Consider the following 19,576-nt stretch of genomic DNA (forward strand, 5'->3'; position numbering starts at 1 on the left):
CACCTTAAATAATATCATAAACAATTTAGACAACCTAATACAATAGCAAAATACATTTTGGCAAACTTAAAATTAATATTTGTTACTCTGATACAATCATCCGATCATGCAAAAAATCAACGATGTGCATCGCTTTCATCGTCTGATCAGGCTTATGCTTTTCTATTCCAAGCTTCATTTGAAGCAGACAGCCTGGATTACTCGTTAGCATATAGCTTGCTTGTGTGTTGTTCGCATGCTCCATTTTGTGCTCAAGGATGGAACCCGCCATCTCAGGCTGTACGACATTGTATATGCCAGCAGAGCCGCAGCAGCGATCAGACTCACCCATTTCAACATATTCAGCGTTAACTACTTCCCTCATTAATTTACGCGGGGCGCTCGAGCCTTTCATCACATTGCGCAGATGACAGGAATCCTGATACGTCACTTTGACTTTCCGGGCATCTTGAGAACTTTCTTTTTGTACAAATTTCGGTACACGTCCCTTTTCTACAATCAATGTACTGACATCGATCACTCTTGAAGCAAACCATTTTGCTGTCTCGCTGTACTTTTTATTTTCCTGCATAAGATGGTCATATTCAACGAGCAGCGCACCACAACCGCCTGCATTGGATACAATGTAGGCGACATCGAGCTGTTTGAATATATCGATATTCACTGCTGCCAGTTCGCGAGCGTCATTCATTTCCCCACTATGAGCATGCAGCGCACCACAGCAGACCTGACTTTCAGGAATATATACGTCAAAGCCCGCAGCAGACAGCAGCTCAACTGTATTCACATTCGTATCTGCGAATATAACATCCATGATACAACCGCGAAACATCGCAACTTTGGCGATTCGTTCACCCTTCGCAGGATAAAAAGTGCCCAGCCGCTCAACTACACCCTTTGAACTGGCAGATGGCAAGATAGACTCCATCTCAGATAATTGTTTAGGCAACAGCTTCATTACACCGGTTGATTGCACTACTTTTTGCAAGCCGGATTTTTGATAGACCGCAAGCGAGCCTCCAAGCAGCTTCAAGCTGCTGCGTTTCGGAAATAAATGTTTGAAAACCGTCTTGCGAATACCTTTAATCGGCAATGAATGCGTTGCGTGCTCCTCGATCGCTTCTTTCGTCTGTTCAATTAATTGACCATACTTTACATCTGCCGGACAAGCTGGTTCACAAGCACGACAGCCTAAGCATAAGTTCATTTGATCTTGGAACTGCTGGTCTGGAACCATTAGTCCATCTACAGCTGCCTTCATCATCGCAATGCGTCCACGTGGAGAGGCAGGCTCCATACCTGTTTCATGGAATGTCGGACAAGCAGGCAAGCAGAAGCCGCATCGCATACAATTTGTTAGCTGATCGTAGTCAAGCTTCTCTAATAAAGTACGAGCAAGAGGATGAGCATGCTCGATAACCGGTTTTCCTGTAGTACTAGCCATGCTGCACCACCACCCGTTTCCTCGCTTCCTTAGCAAACATCTTACTAGGATTCAAAATATTCATTGGATCGAAAGCGCCTTTGATTCCTTTCATTACTTCAATTCCCGCTTCCCCAACCTTCCATTCCAAATAAGGGGCTTTCACAACGCCGACCCCATGCTCACCAGTAATCGTGCCACCGAGTTCGATTGCAGCTTCAAAAATTTCGGCAAATGCCTCCTCAACACGATGCACTTCTTCGTGGTCACGTGCGTCAGTCGTTGCGGTTGGATGCAGGTTTCCATCACCTGCATGCCCAAAGGTCGCTATATTCACATTATATTTTTGGGCGATTGCATTTGTACGCAATATCATTTCCGCAATTTTAGAACGAGGTACAGTAGCATCCTCAAGTATCGTCGTCGGGCGCAGGCGAGCAAGTGCGGTAAATGCGCTGCGTCTAGCTGTCAGAAGCTTTTCTGCTTCTTCACGATCCGCTGCTACCTCAATTCGATCCGCCTGCTCTTCCTTGCAAATAAGCTGTATTTTTTCAATATCACGTTCAACCACTTCTTGTTCACCATCCTGCTCAATAATGAGGATCGCGGCCATATCTAGTGGCAAACCGATTTTCGCGAAATCATCAACAACCCGAATGGTTGGATTATCCAGTATTTCCAAGGTCGCTGGAATAATTTGGTTTTTAATAATTTTAGATACCGTATGTGCTGCACCATAAATATCCTTATACATCGCAACCATCGTTTTCTTTGTTTTTGGCTGTGGCACAAGCTTAAGAATCGCCTCTGTAATAACGGCAAGAGTTCCTTCAGAGCCTACTAATAGTTTCGTCAAATCGTACCCAGCGACATCTTTAGTCAATTTCCCGCCAGTACGGATGATTGAGCCATTTGCCAGCACAGCAGTTAAGCCAAGTACATAATCTTTTGTGGTTCCGTACTTTAAGCCTCTTAGACCGCCTGAGCATTCAGCGATATTGCCGCCTATTGTAGAAATTTTCATACTGCTTGGATCTGGTGGATAGAATAGTCCTAGCCCTTCAACATGTGAAATGAATTGTCCAGTAATTAGACCAGGCTGGACAATAGCCGTTAAGTTTTCCATATCCACTTCAATAATTTTATTCATGCGATGCATAACCATCACAATTCCGCCTTGCAATGGTACTGTACCACCGCAAAGATTCGAACCCGAGCCTCTTGTTACAATCGGAATAAGATTGCTGTTAGCTATTTTCATAATTTCTGAAACTTGCTCTGTTGATTCTGGATAAATAACTGCATCTGGCAAAGCCTGCAACATCGGCGTTCCATCATAGGAATGTGCGATTAACGCCTCCTGATCTGTCCGAAAAAATTTTTCCCCTACAATCTCTCGTAATTGTTTAACTACAGCTTCATTCAACATGAACGATTCCTCCATAACTAAATTGAGCAGGTCATCTGATGACTTTGTGTTGATTATAGTGTAATAAAGTTGTACAGTATAGTCTATAGTTTTATTTTCGGGAGGTTTAAAGCTCTATGCAGCCGATAAAGGTAGAAACTGAAAAAGGACATGAGCTTGTGCGAAGAGCCATTCTCTCACAAATTGAGGAAGGTCTCTTACATCCTGGTCAAAAACTACCGTCCGTAGTTGACTTGAGTACCTCCTTTGGAGTAGGTCGCTCCACCATTCGTGAAGCATTGAGCGCATTAAAGGCAACAGGCTGGATAGATGTAAAGCATGGCGGAGGTACCTTTGTCAATAAAGTATTGCCTACCTTGCAGAGCAACTCGCGAGATCCATTCGAGGAATCGGAAAGTGTAAAAGAGATACTGGAAGTTCGTATTTGGCTTGAAAGCGGCAGTGCTGCATTCGCTGCCGAGCGTCGAAATGATAGGGATCTCGAGAACTTAAAGCAGATTATTGAACAAATGGAGCAAGCGTTGGAAATGAATAATACACAAATGAGTGAACATGCGGATATCGAATTTCATCTAGCTATAGCAGCTGCCTCACACAATAAGCTGCTTAATACATTAATGAGTTCACTTACTTCTAAGCTGACCGAAACAATGGGAAAAACTCGCCAGCTGTGGTTTTTCGAAGACAAGTCCTCTTCCACACTTCTCTTAAAAGAGCATCAATCCATATATAATGCAATATTAGCTCAAAACAGCGAGCTGGCCAGCCAGCTCATTCAAGCTCATTTGCATAAAGTCGAGAATGTACTGAAACGCAGAGACATTTTAGAATAATTCTGTTCAATAAAGATTCAAAGATAGAACGACAGTTCTATCTTTGGCTTTATTTTTTCCTATAGGCTTCTCAGCCTGATAACCGACTGGATCTATTATCTTTTTTCTATGTGCTTTATTCCTCTTAATAATCCTTTGATCTATTCCTTTTCGATTTAGTTAGTGGTGATAGAAGCAATTCTTCGCATTTCGCATAACCCCCTAGCAATTTCTGAGTCAAGCTTAACTTAGGAACAACAAGGTAAACAATTGAGCTTGAAATGATGCTTATAATAGCTCCTACTAGGATATCTGCTGGATAGTGGACACCGACCCAAATACGAGAAATACCAACAAGGGAAGCTAGTATAACCCATAAAAACCACCAGCCTTTTCTAAATAACCAAAAGGATACACAAAATGAAAAGAACAATATGGTATGATCGCTTGGAAAAGAATTATCAACTGCTTTTTCAATTAATTTATTAACATTTGCCAACTCAGCAAATGGTTGATTATTCGAATGAAATTTGCCTGCTATTTTCCCAATAATTTCAGCAAATACAAAAGTAATGGTTGCACACACAATCATCATTCTACTCTGTTTATTTCGAGTAAACCAAATGAAGATAACACCTAAAACCAAGAAATACACCATAAACTCAGCAATGAAAACCATAGCAGGATTTAAGTATGGATATTGTTTCCCTAGGTCATTTACCATTCTAAATAAATTAATATTTTCTTCTAAAAAATTCATTTCACACCACCTCCTCTGCCTTTATTTCTTATATCTTAAAAGACAGATAGGCAAACAACCATCGATTCCCCTAACAATTAAGGGATCCTATGTTACATTATTGTCATTTTGTAAATTGGCTTTAATATTCACATAGGCAGTTGCCCCCGTTGGCAGCGATTACCTCCCTCTTCTCCAATATCCTTATTCACGTTGAATTTCGACAAACGCAAAAAGACCTCCCAGAATAATCTGGAGGTCTCAAAGTAAAGATATTGTTAAACAGGATTTTCACTGACGAAAACCCTTGATGTTTAAAGGTTTATCCCCTTATTACATCATTCCACCCATACCGCCCATGCCGCCCATATCTGGCATGCCAGCGCCTGCACCCTTAGGTTCAGGTTTGTCAGCAACTACGGCTTCAGTTGTCAAGAACATAGCTGCAACGGAAGCTGCGTTTTGTAGAGCGGAACGAGTTACTTTAGCAGGGTCAACGATACCCGCTTCGAACATGTTAACCCATGTTCCAGTAGCTGCGTTGTAGCCTACGCCGATTTTTTCGTTTTTCAGACGCTCAACGATAACCGAACCTTCTTGACCAGCGTTCGCAGCGATTGTGCGAAGCGGCTCTTCAAGGGAACGAAGAACGATGTTAACGCCTGTTTGCTCGTCGCCTTCTGCTTTAACAGCAGCAACTGCATTGTATACGTTAATGAGGGCAGTACCGCCGCCCGATACGATACCTTCTTCAACCGCTGCACGAGTGGAGTTGAGGGCATCTTCGATGCGTAGTTTGCGCTCTTTCAATTCTGTTTCTGTAGCTGCGCCAACTTTGATAACTGCAACGCCGCCAGACAATTTTGCAAGACGCTCTTGAAGCTTCTCACGGTCAAAGTCGGAAGTTGTTTCTTCCAGTTGAGCGCGGATTTGGTTCACGCGAGCAACGATGTCAGCGGAGTTGCCGCTGCCGTCAACGATGATTGTAGTTTCTTTAGTGATGCGGATCTGACGAGCAGAACCTAGTGATTCAACGCCAGTTGATTTAAGCTCAAGGCCTAGCTCTTCTGTAATCACTTGGCCGCCTGTTAGAGCAGCGATATCTTGAAGCATAGCTTTACGACGGTCACCGAAGCCTGGAGCTTTAACAGCTACGCAAGTGAATGTTCCACGAAGTTTGTTCACTACTAGAGTAGCTTGAGCTTCGCCTTCTACGTCTTCAGCGATGATTAGCAATTGCTTGCCGGATTGTACGACTTTCTCAAGAACCGGAAGGATCTCTTGAATGCTCGTAATTTTTTTGTCAGTGATAAGAATGTAAGGGTTGTCTAGGACAGCTTCCATTTTATCAGTGTCAGTAATCATGTATGGAGATACATAACCACGGTCAAATTGCATACCTTCAACAACTTCTAGCTCTGTAACAAAGCCTTTCGACTCTTCTACAGTGATAACGCCGTCGTTGCCGACTTTTTCCATAGCTTCAGCAATAAGTTGGCCTACTTCATCGTCAGCAGATGAGATCGAAGCAACTTGTGCGATCGATTGTTTGCCTTCGATTGGTTTCGAGATTGCTTTAAGCTCTTCAACAGCAGCTTTAACAGCTTTCTCGATACCTTTGCGGATAACCATAGGGTTAGCGCCAGCTGTAACGTTTTTCAAGCCTTCGCGAATCATCGCTTGTGCAAGAACTGTTGCCGTAGTTGTACCGTCACCAGCTACGTCATTCGTTTTTGTAGCTACTTCTTTAACAAGTTGAGCGCCCATGTTTTCAAAAGCATCTTCAAGCTCGATTTCTTTTGCAATGGAAACACCATCATTTGTGATAAGCGGGCTTCCGAATTTTTTCTCAAGTACCACGTTGCGGCCTTTTGGACCTAGTGTTACTTTAACTGCATTTGCAAGTGCATCAACACCGCGCAGCATTGCGCGACGAGCGTCTTCGCTAAATTTAATTTCCTTAGCCATTAACAGAAACCTCCCAAAATAGTTTAAGTAGAACTGCTTAGTTTATGTGTTGCCTTCTATGTGACCCTAAGCGGGTTGTTATTCAAAAATCGCGTGAATTTCGCTTTCTTTCATAATCAAATACTCTTTGCCATCGTATTTGATTTCTGTGCCTGCATACTTGGAGAAAAGAACGCGGTCGCCTTCTTTAACTTCAAGAGCAATACGAACACCATCTTTCAGCGTGCCGCTTCCAACTGCAATCACTTTGCCTTCTTGCGGCTTTTCTTTCGCCGAATCCGGCAATACGATACCGCTAGCGGTTGTTTCTTCTTTCGCGATTGCTTCGATCAATACGCGTTCACCCAAAGGTCTGATCATTGAAAATAGCCTCCTTCAAAATTTGTCGCTGCTTATATTCTCGTTAGCACTCGAAACCTTCAAGTGCTAACAACTATTTTTATCATACTCATTTTCGTTATTAATTTCAAGTGCTTGGTTTCATTTTTCCGTTTATTTACACTAGGCAGAAGGAACTAAATCTTTTTTACGCGGATTGGCCCGTCCATTGTGATTCGCTCAAGCTATTATTATGCGCCAACTATATCTTGAGAATACGATAATGCTCAAATTGCTTCCCTGCAGAAATACGACCGTTTGCTCTTTTTAAAACGACCTCAGGATCAGTAGAGATTTACTTCAAAGCCGCATCGATGCCAAAAGCCTGTCCTGACCACGCCTTTTTAGAAGTCCAAGCCTCGTCCGCTCCACTCCAAAATGGATGCTCGCTTGCTAGGCCAAGCGGCAAGAACACCGCAGCGCATAAATAGAGGCTTCCCGTAGAAATGTACCGCTCGCCAATATCTCGCTGATGTCCGCAGAAGCCGATTGTAAGCCATCCATCCGCTGTAAAATTCCCTGGCACTTCTAGCGTTCTACGAATCGCTGCGGTTAGCGCACAGCGTACCTGAGGTGCTGTGACGGACGCTGGCAAATCATCATTTAGAGCATGCTGAGCTAGGCTTTGAAAGGCTCCGAAACGATAGGCAAGTGACCGTCCAATTGGCGGGTATGTTCCATCCGTTCCAATTAGCCGCTCAAGCACTTCTGCATAACGCCGTGAACGGCTCGCAACAGCACCCTGCATGGCTCGCCATTCCTCGTGCTCATCACCTGCTGCGGCAAGTACATCGACCAGCATCGGCTGAATAACGAAGCTGTTATAGTAATCCCAGTGGAAATCCGGACCATCACTATATGCGCCGTCACCCAAATACCACTGTTCATGCTGCTTCAACGCGTAATCGATCCGCATCGGGTCCCAGTCAAGCTCACCAAGCTTAAGCAGCGCCGCTTCAATCGTTGCTGCAAACAGCAGCCAATTCGAGAAGACTGGCTTTCTCGACCTCGTTTGCTTCAGCGCCGTAATTGCATTTGCTTTCACACGCTGCTCCAGCTTTTCACCAAGCTCTATTGGCGCACGCAATACCGCAAGCGCCAAAAAAGCAGCGTCGACAATCGGCTGGTAACCATCGCTGAAGTTCATATAGTCTGGCGATGCTGGATCAGTGCCCGCATCCACTGCTTCACGAGCAAGCGCGGCATAACGAACTCGCAGCTCCTCTTCGTGTCCATTAATGTGCTTATTCTCAAGCCATGGAGCCATGCCGGATAAAAGGCGTCCTAACGCTTCCAAATGCGTGAATTTCGCTCGGTCAGCTTTAAGTTCAGCGGCAGCTTTCTCATCATCAGTCTCTCCAGCAGTTATTGCGATTTCTATAGGCATCTTCTCTTTAAGACGGCGCTCCGCAAGGGCGCTAAGCACAGGTTCGCCAATAGCGAGCATCTGCTCCAGCCAGTATTTGCGCACAGGTAGCATTTCGTTTATCTGTGATCCACTTTCGATTTGCATGTTCGTTACCTCTCCTCTACCAGAACGTCGAGGAATCCCCTCTTAATCGTGCTAAACCTTCTACGAAGAAATAGTCGCCATAAATAAGCGGCACGTCAATGTTTCTCCGCTCTGGGTAGTGGCTTGTCCCATGCAAAATCAAGCCTTCCTCCGCCTCATCATCCCAAGCGCCGTAATTCTCGTACAGTGAACGCAATATTCGCTCGCCAGCCGCTTGATATAGCTCCGATTCTTCCCCAGGAACTGAGCTTGCGATTTCGAGCAGACCGCAGGCAGCACAAGCGCCAGCTGACGTGTCGAGATAACGTTCTACACCTGAAGGCAGACGGAAATCCCAATGCGGCACCGAATCCTCAGGCAAGTTCGCAAGGAAGAAATGGGCAACCCGCTTCGCCGCCTCCAAATACCGAGCCTCGCCCGTATAACGATAGCTGAGCGCCATCCCGTAAATTGCCCACGATGCTCCGCGCGACCACGCTGAGTTTGGTGCAAAGCCTTGTCCGCCGTTCACACTTGCAAATTCACCCGTATGCGGGTCAAAGACTACAATATGATTAACCGAACCGTCCGTCCGTATAAAATGCTCCAGCACCGTATCTGCATGCTCCATCGCCAAATGCTTAAATCTTGGGTCGCCCGTTGTCTCGCTCGCCCAGTAGAGCAAAGGCAGGTTCATCATGCAGTCGATAATCGCCCAGCCCTCATTGCGATCCCCCTCACCCCATGGGTTCCAAGCTCTAATATAGTTTCCTTTTACATTAAATCTTCCGCTGAGTACACTAGCCGCTAACAACGCTCGTCTGCGGGATTGCTCTTCACCAAGCAGCTTATAGCGGGCTACACTCGTTAGCGACCACATGAAGCCGATGTCGTGATCCAAGCGATCATATCCGAACAATACTTCATCCAATTGCTGCTCGCATGCTTCGGCAATATCTTTATATCGATCATCCTTCGACTCTGAATCACGGTACAGCAGCCATAACAAGCCCGGCCAGAAACCGGCTGTCCACCACTGAGGCGCCTCCAGCACATACGTTCCATCGACGCTTGCATGCGGAAATCTTGCACCAATCCGATTGCTCGTTCTCGTAACCTTCTCATGTACATTTGCCCAAGCTTCATTTGCCCAATTGATCTGCTCCATATCCTTGCTCGCTCCTCGCATCGAATATTGTAGTTATGATTCAAATTGAAAAATAAAATTTGCAATCAACGGCACTTCAACTGCTGCTGCTTTCCATTCAAAATCAAGCGTATACCAGAATCGCTCAACGCCATAATGATCGATATCGCTCCTTGCGGTAACGACCGGCTTCCAAACCTGATGATCATAATTAATGAACAATTGGCGTTGTCCTGTTAAAACTACTCGACCTTCCTCTGCCAGCTCAGGAACAAGAAACGTAATGAACCGCTCTGTAACTTGCCGTTCAGCATCAGCTTCTTCTCCATTTGGCATCATCCAAATCGTATTCGACAGCGTCAGGCGCGGCAGCTTTTCCTTTTCCCATAGGAATCGGCGCTCCATTCGCTCCAGCTTGGAATGGCCATACGCCGAGCTGATTTCCAGCGCAAACTTATCCATATTCGCATTTGTTGACGCTTCCATAACTGCTGCTCGAAAAGCAGCCCCATTTTGCTGATGAGAGCCGTCTATAATAGGAACCGAATGACCCTGAGAGCCATTGCACCAAATCGAATACCGTTCCGGGCCAAAATATTTCGCCGTATATTTTCCGCTGCCCAAATCCGCTAAATAAGCTTGTCCATCCGCATGTAAGATGAAATGGCCCACGTCATTGTGGTTATGAGGCTCCTCATTATGGCCCCCTTTTGCCGCAAAGCTGTAGTTGCCGCCGTTCTCGCTTGCATGTCTAGACAGAAGCCACTGCACATCAGATAAGTAATAGGACTCGGCAGGCCAGATCGTTTTACTTTCAGTCGCCGCCATCCATTCTTCTTTTACCCACATCAAATTACGAATCGCCGGCGCCCAGCGTCCGCAATGATCAGCAGCATACTCCGCTCTAAGGCTCGCATCCGGTACAATGACCTCTGCAAACTCCTGATGCAGACAACAGCTGAGCCCCATAAATATACCGCTTTCAGGACGCGAATCACTAAAGTTAACGACCGTGCTGCTTCCCGTAAAACATTTCTGCTGAAAAAGTGCAATCTCCTTCACCTTATTCGAAGCAAATAAGTTGATTTCTCCATCTGTTGCCCTTTTTAACATCTGAGCAAAATATACATAATACCCGAAACCATACTGCCAATATAAATAACCTTCCGCACACGCGCCGTCATCGCCAAATCCACTCAAATAACAATCAAGCGAATGAAGCACACGTTCCAGCACTTGCGACAGCCTATGCGAATCCTCAATGAGATAAAGTGCCGCTGCCCCAACCGAACCTGCGCATACAGCCGCCCAATTGTGATCCGCTGTCTCCCACCCATATGGGCCTTGCTCCAAAAAAGGACGGAATAGGCGATTCTCTACCTCAGTCTCTATACGCTTGTGCAGCATAACCGGTAAACGGTCGCCTAATAACAATTTAATCTCACTTAGTGCAAACCCAGTCTCCGCCGAAAATAAATCGATGTCCAGCCTGTCTGATCCTTCATTAAAATGAGCAGGCAAACACCATGTAAACTCATTGCAAACCGACCAGATCACATTAAGAGCGGCAACTTCGTAATCTGCATTTTCCGGCTCCTGCAGCGCCATAATGACATACGAATTCAATCTTTTTCGCCTCTCAAAATATACTCTTTCATAAGCTAAGCGCTCTCCCGTATCTCCATAAACACGAAATAGAGAGTAAGTGAGCTCGGGATCAGGGGTAAGCATGAAGCGATCGGCATCCCTTTTAATCTCTTCAAGGAGCTGTTCATTAATGGACTGATTCCACATTTGCGAACTGGGCTTCTGGATTTCACCGCCTGAGGCAAGAAGCGTCAGCCCTTTTTTCCTACGCTGCTCCAAAATTTCCTGTATCCGTTCACGTTTCATTTGTATAATCTCGCTCCTATTCTGCCTCAGCAGCTGCTGGCTTTATACTAAACGGGCATTATGCTTGAAACTCCAAACTTTCATAATCCTTGCACCTAAATTGTACCAGTAGTTTATGAATAGCAGAAGGCTGTAACAAAAAAATACCGTACGGCGATTTCTCGCGCACGGTATTTCATGGTTTTCAGCTATTCGCCTCTATAGTACAATCCACCCAAAATAAATAAGGTTAAATCCTCGACGATCGCTTCCTGTGATGAACGTTCTTCTTCATGCAAGATAGCCCAGTATTGGCTATTCCGATGAAAGAGCAACGTACCGATAATGGAAAACAAGGTGTTATCTAAGGAGTTGAATTGAAATAAACCTTGCTCCTGACCCTCTTTGAGCCAGTAGCGGAGCTTCCCCCACATCGGCATCACATGCTTGCGTATCTTCTCAATTCGATCCGTGTTCATGATAACTTCTTGCTGAATAATGTTAATTAATTGATAATCGCTGTAGCGGAAATTAGTTACCTCACGAACAATAAGTCTAACTCCCTCTACCGGATCTATCTGCATTGGGTCTAGCTCGGCAATTTGATTGTTTGGAAAATAATAATCAAATAAAGCATAGAACATATTTTCTTTCCCGCCAAAATGATACGAGACGAGCGCAACATTAGCTCCAGCCTCTTCGCATATTTGCCTAACGGTCGTTTTATCGAAGCCGTTTTCCGCAAACAGCTTTTTGGCAGCTGACAATATTCTAATTTTAATATCCGCATCTCCTGTTGTCATGACGGGCCCCCATAAAAACAATATCTTTTATTTTGAACCACTTCTAAACCAACAGCAAACTGCAGTTGAATTATCTTTTTTGCCCTGCAATAACTGCTGTAGGCTGTACTGCAGGAGCGGCTTGGCGCTTCAGCGCAACCGCAACTACGCTAACCGCAAAGGCAACGACTGCAATAACGCTCAGTGACAAAGAGTCAGCTGTAGCAGCTGGGCCGCCGAACAAAATATTCATCGTACCTTCAACTGCATACGTCGCTGGAAGAATATCACCAAGCTTGACGTAAAAGTCGGATAACAATTCACGCGGTACGATCGCACCAGAGGTAACAAGCTGTGCCGACAATAAAATAATATTGAACAGCATGCCGCTTAAACCAAACAGGTAAATAAACATTTGAGAAACGAATATAAATGTTAATACGAACATCAGCTGGAACAGCCAGATATGAAGGAATCCTTGTTCCATCTGACCGCCAAATGCAGCAAGCAAGGAAGAACCTACTAACGAAACAATGACACCTGCTCCTACATTAATTACGCTTCTTGCACCGAAACGTTTCCATCTGCTTGTTGTTGCTCCTAGTGAAAGGGAAGATTGCTCAAAATTCATACCCATGATCATCGCACCGACATAAGAAGCAAGCACCAGCATCATCGGAACCATCTGATTGTTCATTCCTTGTATCACGTTCGTTGACTGAATTTCAGATTTAACACGTTCTGACAATCCTTGTGCCGCTGCTCCAGCTTGCTCTGCTGGCAGCTGCATGTTGCCAAGTACCGTTTGAATGCCGCCCGTTACGGCTTGTTTATTTACTTCTGCTGTTATTTGTCCGGCTGCACCACTCATAATACTTTTAATCAGTGCTGGATTTGATTCGTTTATTACATATTGAATGGAGGCTGTACCATCGGCTGCTGAAGCCTTCTGAGAGAAATCCGCCGGTATCCATACGACCATCTGCAGTTCACGCTCATTCAGCTGCTGCTTCGCCTCGTCAATGCTGCTGATTTCACTCATGTTAAAAGGCAAGTTCTGAACAAGGTTGCCAGCAATCTTCTGTCCCATCTGTGCATCTTCATTGACAATAGCAATACGCAAATTTTGTACGCGGTCCGTAACACCGTTATAACCTGTCATCCAAATGACCGAAAAAATAACCTGGAACATGATTGCCGTAAATATGCCAACGATAGTCGTTGGACGTTTCATAAAAGCAATTAGTGCATTTTTCAATATGATCCACTCCCGTTTTCTCTATTTAAACAATTGTTTTAAACAACTGTTTAAATATTATGCGGAAATGATGTTTTTGTCAACCACGCAAACTCGCCTTCGGCGTCCTCTAGATGCTGATGAAGCTTTGACGGAGAAATATAAGCCCTTTATAAGCTTCTTATATTAAAAAAAGAAGAAGAGGACATTCCCCTTCTTCTTCCTATGCTTCAGACATTGACTCGCCATACTCCGCTTCCCATTTTGCATCAGCGGCAAGCTGCTTTTTGTGTACCGAGCCTGATAARAACACACTAATCTCATATAGAACAAGTAATGGGATTGCCACTAATATGTCCGATATGAAATCCGGCGGCGTAATCATAACTCCGATAAGCACCATGATGAAATAGGCTAGACGGCGCATTTTGCGCAGCCGCTGTGGATTCACTAAACGAATAGCTGTCAAAAACATGATGACTAGCGGCAGTTCGAATAACAGCGATATCGGAATGAGCAGATTAAACATAAACGTAAAATACTGCGCGATACCATATGTTTCCTCAAGGTTTAAATGTTGTGATACTGTTCTTGTGAAATTAAAAGCGAGTGGAAAGACGACAAAATAAGAAAACGCCAATCCAATTAAAAACATGATTAGTGCAAACGGAACATATTTAAGTGTGGAACGCTGCTCGTTCTTGCGCAAAGCCGGCTTTACGAATGCCCATAGCTGATATGCAATAACAGGCAAAGAAATAATTAAAGCGATGACAAATGCAAATTTCATATACATGCCAATGCCATCCCAAAGGGAAAACGTATGTAACGAAATTGTATTAGCAGGCTTCTGGCTCATTAGAAAGTTATAGGTAGGCTGTGCAAATATAAGTCCGACGACTAAGCCTAACGTTAAAATAATAAGCACGTAAATGATACGCTTGCGCAGCTCGCCAAGATGCTCCAAAAGCGGCATCAACCCTTCTTCACGAAGAAGCGCTTTACGTGATTTATGCTCCGATTTGCTGTTTCCTTCCGATCCCACCTGCACGATACCTCCTTCGCCTAGCGGTAAACCTTTTTTTCAAGAAAAAAGCGGGCCCGATTAATCCGGCAGCCGCTTATTGTCTTTATCATTATTTTCCGAGCGACTTACTTCAACACGGCTCGAATCTTTGTCCTTGCGATCACGGTCACGATCATCATCATCCATGATCTCTCTTGCTCCGGATTTAAACTCACGCAATGTCCGTCCGAATGCACGTCCAAGTTCTGGAAGCTTGTTTGGTCCAAATAGTAGCAAAGCAACCAACACGAGCAGTATAACACCTGTTGCACCAATTCCTGACATTTGCCAACCTCCTCGTAATTTTATGTAGCAGCATCATTAAGCAGCTCATACTTAACAGCTGTTTAAGCCGCCATATCCCATGCTGACAATATCTTCACGAACAATCGTATCTCCCGCTAAAATCCGCGGCAGCAGCACATCGAATGATGTATATGGATCATGCATGACGCATCCTGGAAGCCCCATTATCGGCACTCCGTTTAAATAACCAATAAGCAGCATTGAGCCTGGCAGCATCGGAGTTCCATAACTTACGATATCCGCACCTGTTTCCTTTATGGCTCCAGGAGTGCGATCGTCGGGATCTACCGACATTCCGCCAGTCACTAGTATCATATCATAACGTTGTGCAAGCAAATAGTGTATTTCCTTGACAATTGTTTGTCGATCATCGGGTGCAAATCGCTGCTCTGCAACTTCTGATCCAAGCTCCTCGAGCTTGCTTCTTACTGCCGGACCAAATTTATCTTCAATTCTTCCGTTAAAAACTTCGCCGCCTGTCGTCAACAAACCGACACGAAATTTACGGAAAGGGCGAACCCGCAGCGGCGAAGCTCCGCCATTCGCTTCACGGTATTCTGCTGCAAGCCTCTCCACCGTCTCCACCTTCGATTTGGGTACGACAAGCGGAATGGCTCTTGTTGCAGCCAGCGCTTGACCCGGCTTAACGACTGTTTTTGCCTTAATCGTCGCTAATGCAATTTCACCCAGCTCATTAATGGCATCAACTAATGCCTTATCAATCTCCGCAAGGCCTAGCTGGTTTGCTTTAATGCTTACCTTGCCCTCATGCGGCTCTGAAAGAATGAGTTTCTCGTCATATAACGCTTCAGCCATTCGAATGGCTGCATCATCCTCATGAAGCTCGTTTTCTCCAAGCTCCATAATATAGATATGCTCCTTGCCAATATCAAGCAGATTAGAAATGTCTGCTTCTACCACAACATGACCTTTTTTGAACAATCGACCCTTAAACTGACCTGGGATAATTCGCGTTAAATCATGAGCCAGTCGCAGCCCGATCGCATCATATACGGAAACTTCTCTTAGCGTAGTCGATCCATGCTGTTCTGTTCCGTTCTTAGCATGATGCTGCTGCTGACTCATACGCTATGTTCCCCCAGTTCTCCGGATAAAATGCCCAGAGCATGCGGCAATTGATCCATGATCGCCATTAAGCTCTCGTGTACGCCCTTTGGGCTCCCAGGCAGGTTAACGATTAATGAGCTGCCTCTAATGCCGCAGACGCCTCTTGAGAGCATTGCTCTTCTTGTTTTTTGGAGAGCGCCCATGCGCATCGCTTCCGCTATTCCCGGAACAGCACGGTCAATAACCTTGAGCGTTGCCTCGGGCGTAACATCGCGCTCTGCAAGACCTGTGCCGCCCGTCGTAAGCACAAGATCCGCATGGAAGTACTCTGTCATTTCTATGATGGCTGCCATTATCTCATCCTGCTCATCCGGTACAATCCGATAATCAATAATTTCTCCACCCAGCTCTTCCTCAACCAATTCACGGATAACCTGGGCACTCGTATCCTCACGTTCTCCACGTGATCCTTTATCGCTTGCTGTCAAAATTGCTACTTTCCACCGCATTTACCATTCCTCCCATTCCTATTTCGCTCATGGGTTTGACGAAATTCGATAATCGCCGCTTTTTCCGCCCGTTTTTGAAACCAGCTGCGTAGGACCGATAACCATATCCTTTTGCAGCGCTTTGCACATGTCGTAGACCGTTAGAGCTGCGGCAGACACGGCTGTCAGTGCTTCCATTTCCACGCCGGTTTTTCCTGTTGTCTTTACTGTACCTTCTATGTAAAGCTCATCCGTTCCGTTATCGCTGAAAACCACATTGATGCCTGTGAGCGGTAGCGGATGGCACATTGGAATCCAATCTGACGTTTTTTTGGCAGCCATAACTGCAGCAACCTGAGCTACAGCCAGTACATCGCCCTTCCCAATCTTGCCAGCCTTAATTTGTTCTAATGTATCTCGGTTCATCGTTATCCTAGTTTGAGCGACTGCCGTGCGGGAAGTGACTTCCTTGTCAGAGATGTCTACCATTCGCGCCCGGCCCTGCTCGTTAAAATGTGTCAACTCCACCTCAAACGCTCCTTCTAACGCTAATGAACGGTTCGCCTTTAACGTTCATAGCTCGCTTGGCAATCATTCAGCTGCATTTCCTCTAAACTAAATACATGTTTTTTTCAGTAATCAAGCCATCCATTTTCAAATCATGCCCCTCGAGAGGCACCTCATCAATGAGCTGCGCCTCGAACGCTATTCCAAGCCAGTACGGCTTTGAAGCATTGTTTTGAGAGGATTCAGCAAATCGGTCATAATAACCGCCTCCATAACCAAGCCGGCCCCCTTGAAGGTCAAAGGCTAGTCCCGGCACAAACACAACACCCAGTTCACAATTTTCCTTAAAAGGCTGCGCCGTATTCGGATTCGGCTCCATAATCCCATATGCACCAGGTATCAGATCATCCCAGCTCCGCAAGGTATAGAGCTCCATGGAACGATCTGCTGCGATGCATCTTGGAGCAATGACTTCTCGCCCTGTTCGCCAGCCCCATTCAATGAGACCCGATAAATCAAGCTCGCTCCGAAAAGACACGTACACCATAAACGCGCCGACCGAATGGCTTTCAATAAAAGCCATTGCGTTCGTGCAAGCTGCTTCTGACCATAATCGCCGCTGCTCGACTGGTAATTTATTTCGTTTTATCGTTATCTGACTTCGTATGTAAGCCTTATCGCCCCGTTGATTTGGTTCAACCAAAAGCATTCACCTATTCTAGTTCCCATCATTTTCTTTCATTAATTGTAGTTTAACATTGTTGTGCAACTTTCGCCAATGCTAGCGCTCGTTTATGGTACACTAATATGTAGTATGAGCATTCGTTCTTTACCATTTATTTGTTGGAGGTTTCAAAATGCTGCTGCAGGTTTCTAACGTAACAAAAAGCTACGGCGTAAATGTCGTATTATCCAATATTTCGATGCAAGTGCTGGAACGAGAACGTATTGGTCTCGTAGGTGTGAACGGTGCAGGCAAGTCTACACTGCTCAAAATCATTGCAGGCGAAATGTCCGCAGATTCTGGCGCTATTCATAAAGCCAAAGAAACTAAAATTGGTTATCTCGCACAGAATAGCGGATTGCAATCCAATCGAACGATTGGTGAAGAAATGCTTGCCGTTTTCTCACATCTAATTGAAGCAGAGCAAGAGCTTCGTGATCTTGAAGTGAAAATTGCAGATCCCGAACTTCATCAGGATGAGAAACGTTATACAGCCATACTCGATCGTTATGCCAAGCGTTCAGATTGGTACCGCGAGCAAGGCGGTTTCGAGGTCAACACGCGCATTAACAGTGTTCTTCACGGTATGGGTTTCGGAACATTTCCAGCTGACACTTTAATATCAACATTAAGTGGCGGCCAGAAAACACGGCTCGCACTCGCTCGCATATTGCTTCAAGCACCAGATCTGCTCATGCTTGATGAGCCTACCAACTATCTCGACATTGAGACTTTAACGTGGCTAGAGTCCTATTTGCGCGGATATTCGGGTGCCATCTTAGTTGTATCCCATGACCGTTACTTCCTAGATGCTCTTGCTCAAACAATTATCGAAATCGAGCGTCATACCTCCAAGCGGTATACTGGAAATTACAGCCGCTATATGGAGCTGAAAGCTGCCGAATACGAAATCAATATGCGTCAATTCGAAAAACAGCAGGACGAAATTTCGCGTATGGAGCAATTTGTTCAACGAAATATTGTTCGAGCTTCAACGACCAAACGTGCACAAAGCAGACGGAAAGCTTTGGACAAAATGGATCGCCTGGACAAGCCGCAAGGTGATTTGAAAAAAGCTCATTTCACTTTTGAAATCGAGCGTTCGACAGGCAAAGACGTACTTGCTGTTAATGAGGTTTCCGTTGTTTTCCCGGGTAAGGACACACCTATCTTTAAAAATGTATCCTTCCAGCTCACTCGTGGTGAAACCGTTGCATTAATTGGTCCGAACGGGATTGGGAAATCAACACTGCTAAAGGTTATTGTCGGTCAAAATGAACCAACAACAGGTACAATTAAGTTTGGAACTCACGTCAAACTCGGCTACTATGACCAAGAACAAACGAGGCTGAACGGCCAAAATACTGTTCTTGAAGAGGTCTGGGGCAGCTACTCCCATATGGAGGAGGCACGTATTCGTACGGTGCTCGGCAACTTCTTATTTAGCGGCGAAGACGTACTCAAGCGAATTTCTTCCCTTAGCGGCGGTGAGAAGGCACGTGTATCTCTAGCGAAGCTTATGCTTGCAGAGGCCAATGTCCTTATTTTGGATGAGCCTACCAACCATCTCGATCTATTTAGCAAAGAAGTTCTTGAAGCTGCATTGCTTGACTATGAAGGAACCTTGCTCTTCATTTCGCATGATCGTTACTTCCTAAACAAGATGGCTGAACGAATTGTCGAACTAAAGTCGTCAGGTACTGATCATTTCCTAGGAAATTATGACGAAATGATAGAGAAAAAAAGTGAAATCGAAGAAGCACGGCTCGAAGCACTGTCAAAACAGGCTTCAAACTCAAAAACAACAGCCGTATCCGACATTTCACCTGCCAACTCTTATGAGGCGGACAAGCAAGCAAAACGTGAAGAACGTACACGTCAGCGTAAAGTTGAACAATTAGAACTGGAAATCGCTACGCTCGAGCAGCAAATAACCGATTTGGAATTACAGCTTACTGATCCTGCGATTTTTAATGATTACATCCGTATACAAGAAATTCAAGCTGCCATTGAAGCTGTTAAAACCTCACTATCGGCCGCATATGAGGAATGGGAACAATACATGTAAGTTTCGTAAATCAATTCGTAAATCAATTAAAACCGGCAGCTTAAGGATAATCCTTTAGCTGCCGGTTTTA

18 protein-coding genes are annotated in these 19,576 nt (G+C 45.0%); 2 read left to right on the forward strand and 16 right to left on the reverse strand.

Annotated features, from left to right (window positions below; genetic code table 11):
• Positions 1-82: 82 nt before the first annotated feature.
• Both AC1DM9_RS20920 and AC1DM9_RS20925 read right to left on the reverse strand, forming a co-directional pair.
• Positions 83-1,444: a (Fe-S)-binding protein gene (locus AC1DM9_RS20920; protein WP_441877318.1), complete on the reverse strand. Its 1,362-nt coding sequence runs from the start codon at positions 1,442-1,444 to the stop codon at positions 83-85.
• Entirely contained in the window at positions 1,437-2,852 is a 1,416-nt protein-coding gene (locus tag AC1DM9_RS20925) for an FAD-binding oxidoreductase (RefSeq protein WP_477581979.1), read from the reverse strand. Before AC1DM9_RS20925 ends, AC1DM9_RS20920 begins: the two co-directional genes overlap by 8 nt.
• A 116-nt stretch (positions 2,853-2,968) precedes the next feature.
• Between AC1DM9_RS20925 and AC1DM9_RS20930 the strand changes: the two genes are divergently transcribed.
• On the forward strand, positions 2,969-3,685 hold the full coding sequence (locus AC1DM9_RS20930; protein ID WP_477510293.1) for a FadR/GntR family transcriptional regulator: 717 nt from the start codon (positions 2,969-2,971) through the stop codon (positions 3,683-3,685).
• 124 nt (positions 3,686-3,809) lie between these two features.
• Here AC1DM9_RS20930 and AC1DM9_RS20935 read toward each other — a convergent pair whose 3' ends face one another.
• From AC1DM9_RS20935 to AC1DM9_RS21000, 14 genes are all read right to left on the reverse strand, one after another.
• Positions 3,810-4,424 carry an undecaprenyl-diphosphatase gene (locus AC1DM9_RS20935; protein WP_477510294.1) on the reverse strand — a complete coding sequence of 205 codons (615 nt, stop codon included), beginning with the start codon at positions 4,422-4,424 and terminating at the stop codon, positions 3,810-3,812.
• A gap of 312 nt (positions 4,425-4,736) precedes the next feature.
• A complete protein-coding gene (gene groL, locus AC1DM9_RS20940; protein ID WP_076269676.1) occupies positions 4,737-6,371 on the reverse strand; it encodes a chaperonin GroEL in 1,635 nt (544 codons plus the stop codon).
• Between the two features lie 78 nt (positions 6,372-6,449).
• Positions 6,450-6,731 carry a co-chaperone GroES gene (groES, locus tag AC1DM9_RS20945; protein ID WP_441911650.1) on the reverse strand — a complete coding sequence of 94 codons (282 nt, stop codon included), beginning with the start codon at positions 6,729-6,731 and terminating at the stop codon, positions 6,450-6,452.
• Positions 6,732-7,044: 313 nt separating this feature from the next.
• The gene (locus tag AC1DM9_RS20950) at positions 7,045-8,262 is read right to left on the reverse strand and encodes a DUF2264 domain-containing protein (RefSeq protein ID WP_477581982.1); all 1,218 of its coding nucleotides are present in this window, start codon (positions 8,260-8,262) and stop codon (positions 7,045-7,047) included.
• Between the two features lie 16 nt (positions 8,263-8,278).
• Positions 8,279-9,409: a glycoside hydrolase family 88 protein gene (locus AC1DM9_RS20955; RefSeq protein WP_477581984.1), complete on the reverse strand. Its 1,131-nt coding sequence runs from the start codon at positions 9,407-9,409 to the stop codon at positions 8,279-8,281.
• 33 nt (positions 9,410-9,442) lie between these two features.
• Entirely contained in the window at positions 9,443-11,281 is a 1,839-nt protein-coding gene (locus AC1DM9_RS20960) for a hypothetical protein (RefSeq protein ID WP_477581986.1), read from the reverse strand.
• A gap of 188 nt (positions 11,282-11,469) precedes the next feature.
• A complete protein-coding gene (locus AC1DM9_RS20965) occupies positions 11,470-12,063 on the reverse strand; it encodes a TetR/AcrR family transcriptional regulator (protein ID WP_441877343.1) in 594 nt (197 codons plus the stop codon).
• A 70-nt stretch (positions 12,064-12,133) separates the two neighbouring features.
• A complete protein-coding gene (locus AC1DM9_RS20970; RefSeq protein ID WP_477581988.1) occupies positions 12,134-13,300 on the reverse strand; it encodes a YhgE/Pip domain-containing protein in 1,167 nt (388 codons plus the stop codon).
• Positions 13,301-13,502: 202 nt separating this feature from the next.
• A complete protein-coding gene (gene tatC, locus AC1DM9_RS20975; RefSeq protein WP_076269790.1) occupies positions 13,503-14,255 on the reverse strand; it encodes a twin-arginine translocase subunit TatC in 753 nt (250 codons plus the stop codon).
• A 129-nt stretch (positions 14,256-14,384) separates the two neighbouring features.
• Positions 14,385-14,630, reverse strand: a complete 246-nt coding sequence (gene tatA, locus AC1DM9_RS20980) for a twin-arginine translocase TatA/TatE family subunit (protein WP_441877349.1) — start codon at positions 14,628-14,630, stop codon at positions 14,385-14,387.
• A gap of 51 nt (positions 14,631-14,681) precedes the next feature.
• Positions 14,682-15,737, reverse strand: a complete 1,056-nt coding sequence (locus AC1DM9_RS20985) for a molybdopterin-binding protein (RefSeq protein ID WP_477581991.1) — start codon at positions 15,735-15,737, stop codon at positions 14,682-14,684.
• On the reverse strand, positions 15,734-16,228 hold the full coding sequence (locus tag AC1DM9_RS20990) for a MogA/MoaB family molybdenum cofactor biosynthesis protein (protein WP_054026672.1): 495 nt from the start codon (positions 16,226-16,228) through the stop codon (positions 15,734-15,736). The genes AC1DM9_RS20985 and AC1DM9_RS20990 overlap by 4 nt, the downstream gene beginning before the upstream one ends.
• Positions 16,229-16,255: 27 nt before the next feature.
• On the reverse strand, positions 16,256-16,735 hold the full coding sequence (gene moaC / locus AC1DM9_RS20995; RefSeq protein ID WP_339207238.1) for a cyclic pyranopterin monophosphate synthase MoaC: 480 nt from the start codon (positions 16,733-16,735) through the stop codon (positions 16,256-16,258).
• An 82-nt stretch (positions 16,736-16,817) separates the two neighbouring features.
• Complete coding sequence (locus tag AC1DM9_RS21000; RefSeq protein WP_477581993.1) at positions 16,818-17,417, reverse strand: 5-formyltetrahydrofolate cyclo-ligase; 600 nt, start codon at positions 17,415-17,417, stop codon at positions 16,818-16,820.
• 154 nt (positions 17,418-17,571) lie between these two features.
• Here AC1DM9_RS21000 and AC1DM9_RS21005 point away from each other — a divergent pair, with 154 nt between their 5' ends.
• Entirely contained in the window at positions 17,572-19,506 is a 1,935-nt protein-coding gene (locus AC1DM9_RS21005) for an ABC-F family ATP-binding cassette domain-containing protein (RefSeq protein WP_477581994.1), read from the forward strand.
• Positions 19,507-19,576 lie beyond the last annotated feature (70 nt).

This window comes from Paenibacillus sp. 01T431, from assembly GCF_056398625.1.

Coding starts and splice junctions, on each gene's coding strand:
- AC1DM9_RS20930 (WP_477510293.1), top strand. CDS start 2,969: ATGCAGCCGATAAAGGTAGAAACTGAAAAAGGACATGAGCTTGTGCGA.
- AC1DM9_RS20925 (WP_477581979.1), bottom strand. CDS start 2,852: ATGTTGAATGAAGCTGTAGTTAAACAATTACGAGAGATTGTAGGGGAA.
- AC1DM9_RS20960 (WP_477581986.1), bottom strand. CDS start 11,281: ATGAAACGTGAACGGATACAGGAAATTTTGGAGCAGCGTAGGAAAAAA.
- AC1DM9_RS20935 (WP_477510294.1), bottom strand. CDS start 4,424: ATGAATTTTTTAGAAGAAAATATTAATTTATTTAGAATGGTAAATGAC.
- AC1DM9_RS20965 (WP_441877343.1), bottom strand. CDS start 12,063: ATGACAACAGGAGATGCGGATATTAAAATTAGAATATTGTCAGCTGCC.
- groES (WP_441911650.1), bottom strand. CDS start 6,731: ATGATCAGACCTTTGGGTGAACGCGTATTGATCGAAGCAATCGCGAAA.
- tatA (WP_441877349.1), bottom strand. CDS start 14,630: ATGTCAGGAATTGGTGCAACAGGTGTTATACTGCTCGTGTTGGTTGCT.
- AC1DM9_RS20920 (WP_441877318.1), bottom strand. CDS start 1,444: ATGGCTAGTACTACAGGAAAACCGGTTATCGAGCATGCTCATCCTCTT.
- AC1DM9_RS20955 (WP_477581984.1), bottom strand. CDS start 9,409: ATGGAGCAGATCAATTGGGCAAATGAAGCTTGGGCAAATGTACATGAG.
- AC1DM9_RS21005 (WP_477581994.1), top strand. CDS start 17,572: ATGCTGCTGCAGGTTTCTAACGTAACAAAAAGCTACGGCGTAAATGTC.
- groL (WP_076269676.1), bottom strand. CDS start 6,371: ATGGCTAAGGAAATTAAATTTAGCGAAGACGCTCGTCGCGCAATGCTG.
- AC1DM9_RS20985 (WP_477581991.1), bottom strand. CDS start 15,737: ATGAGTCAGCAGCAGCATCATGCTAAGAACGGAACAGAACAGCATGGA.
- AC1DM9_RS20950 (WP_477581982.1), bottom strand. CDS start 8,262: ATGCAAATCGAAAGTGGATCACAGATAAACGAAATGCTACCTGTGCGC.
- AC1DM9_RS20990 (WP_054026672.1), bottom strand. CDS start 16,228: ATGCGGTGGAAAGTAGCAATTTTGACAGCAAGCGATAAAGGATCACGT.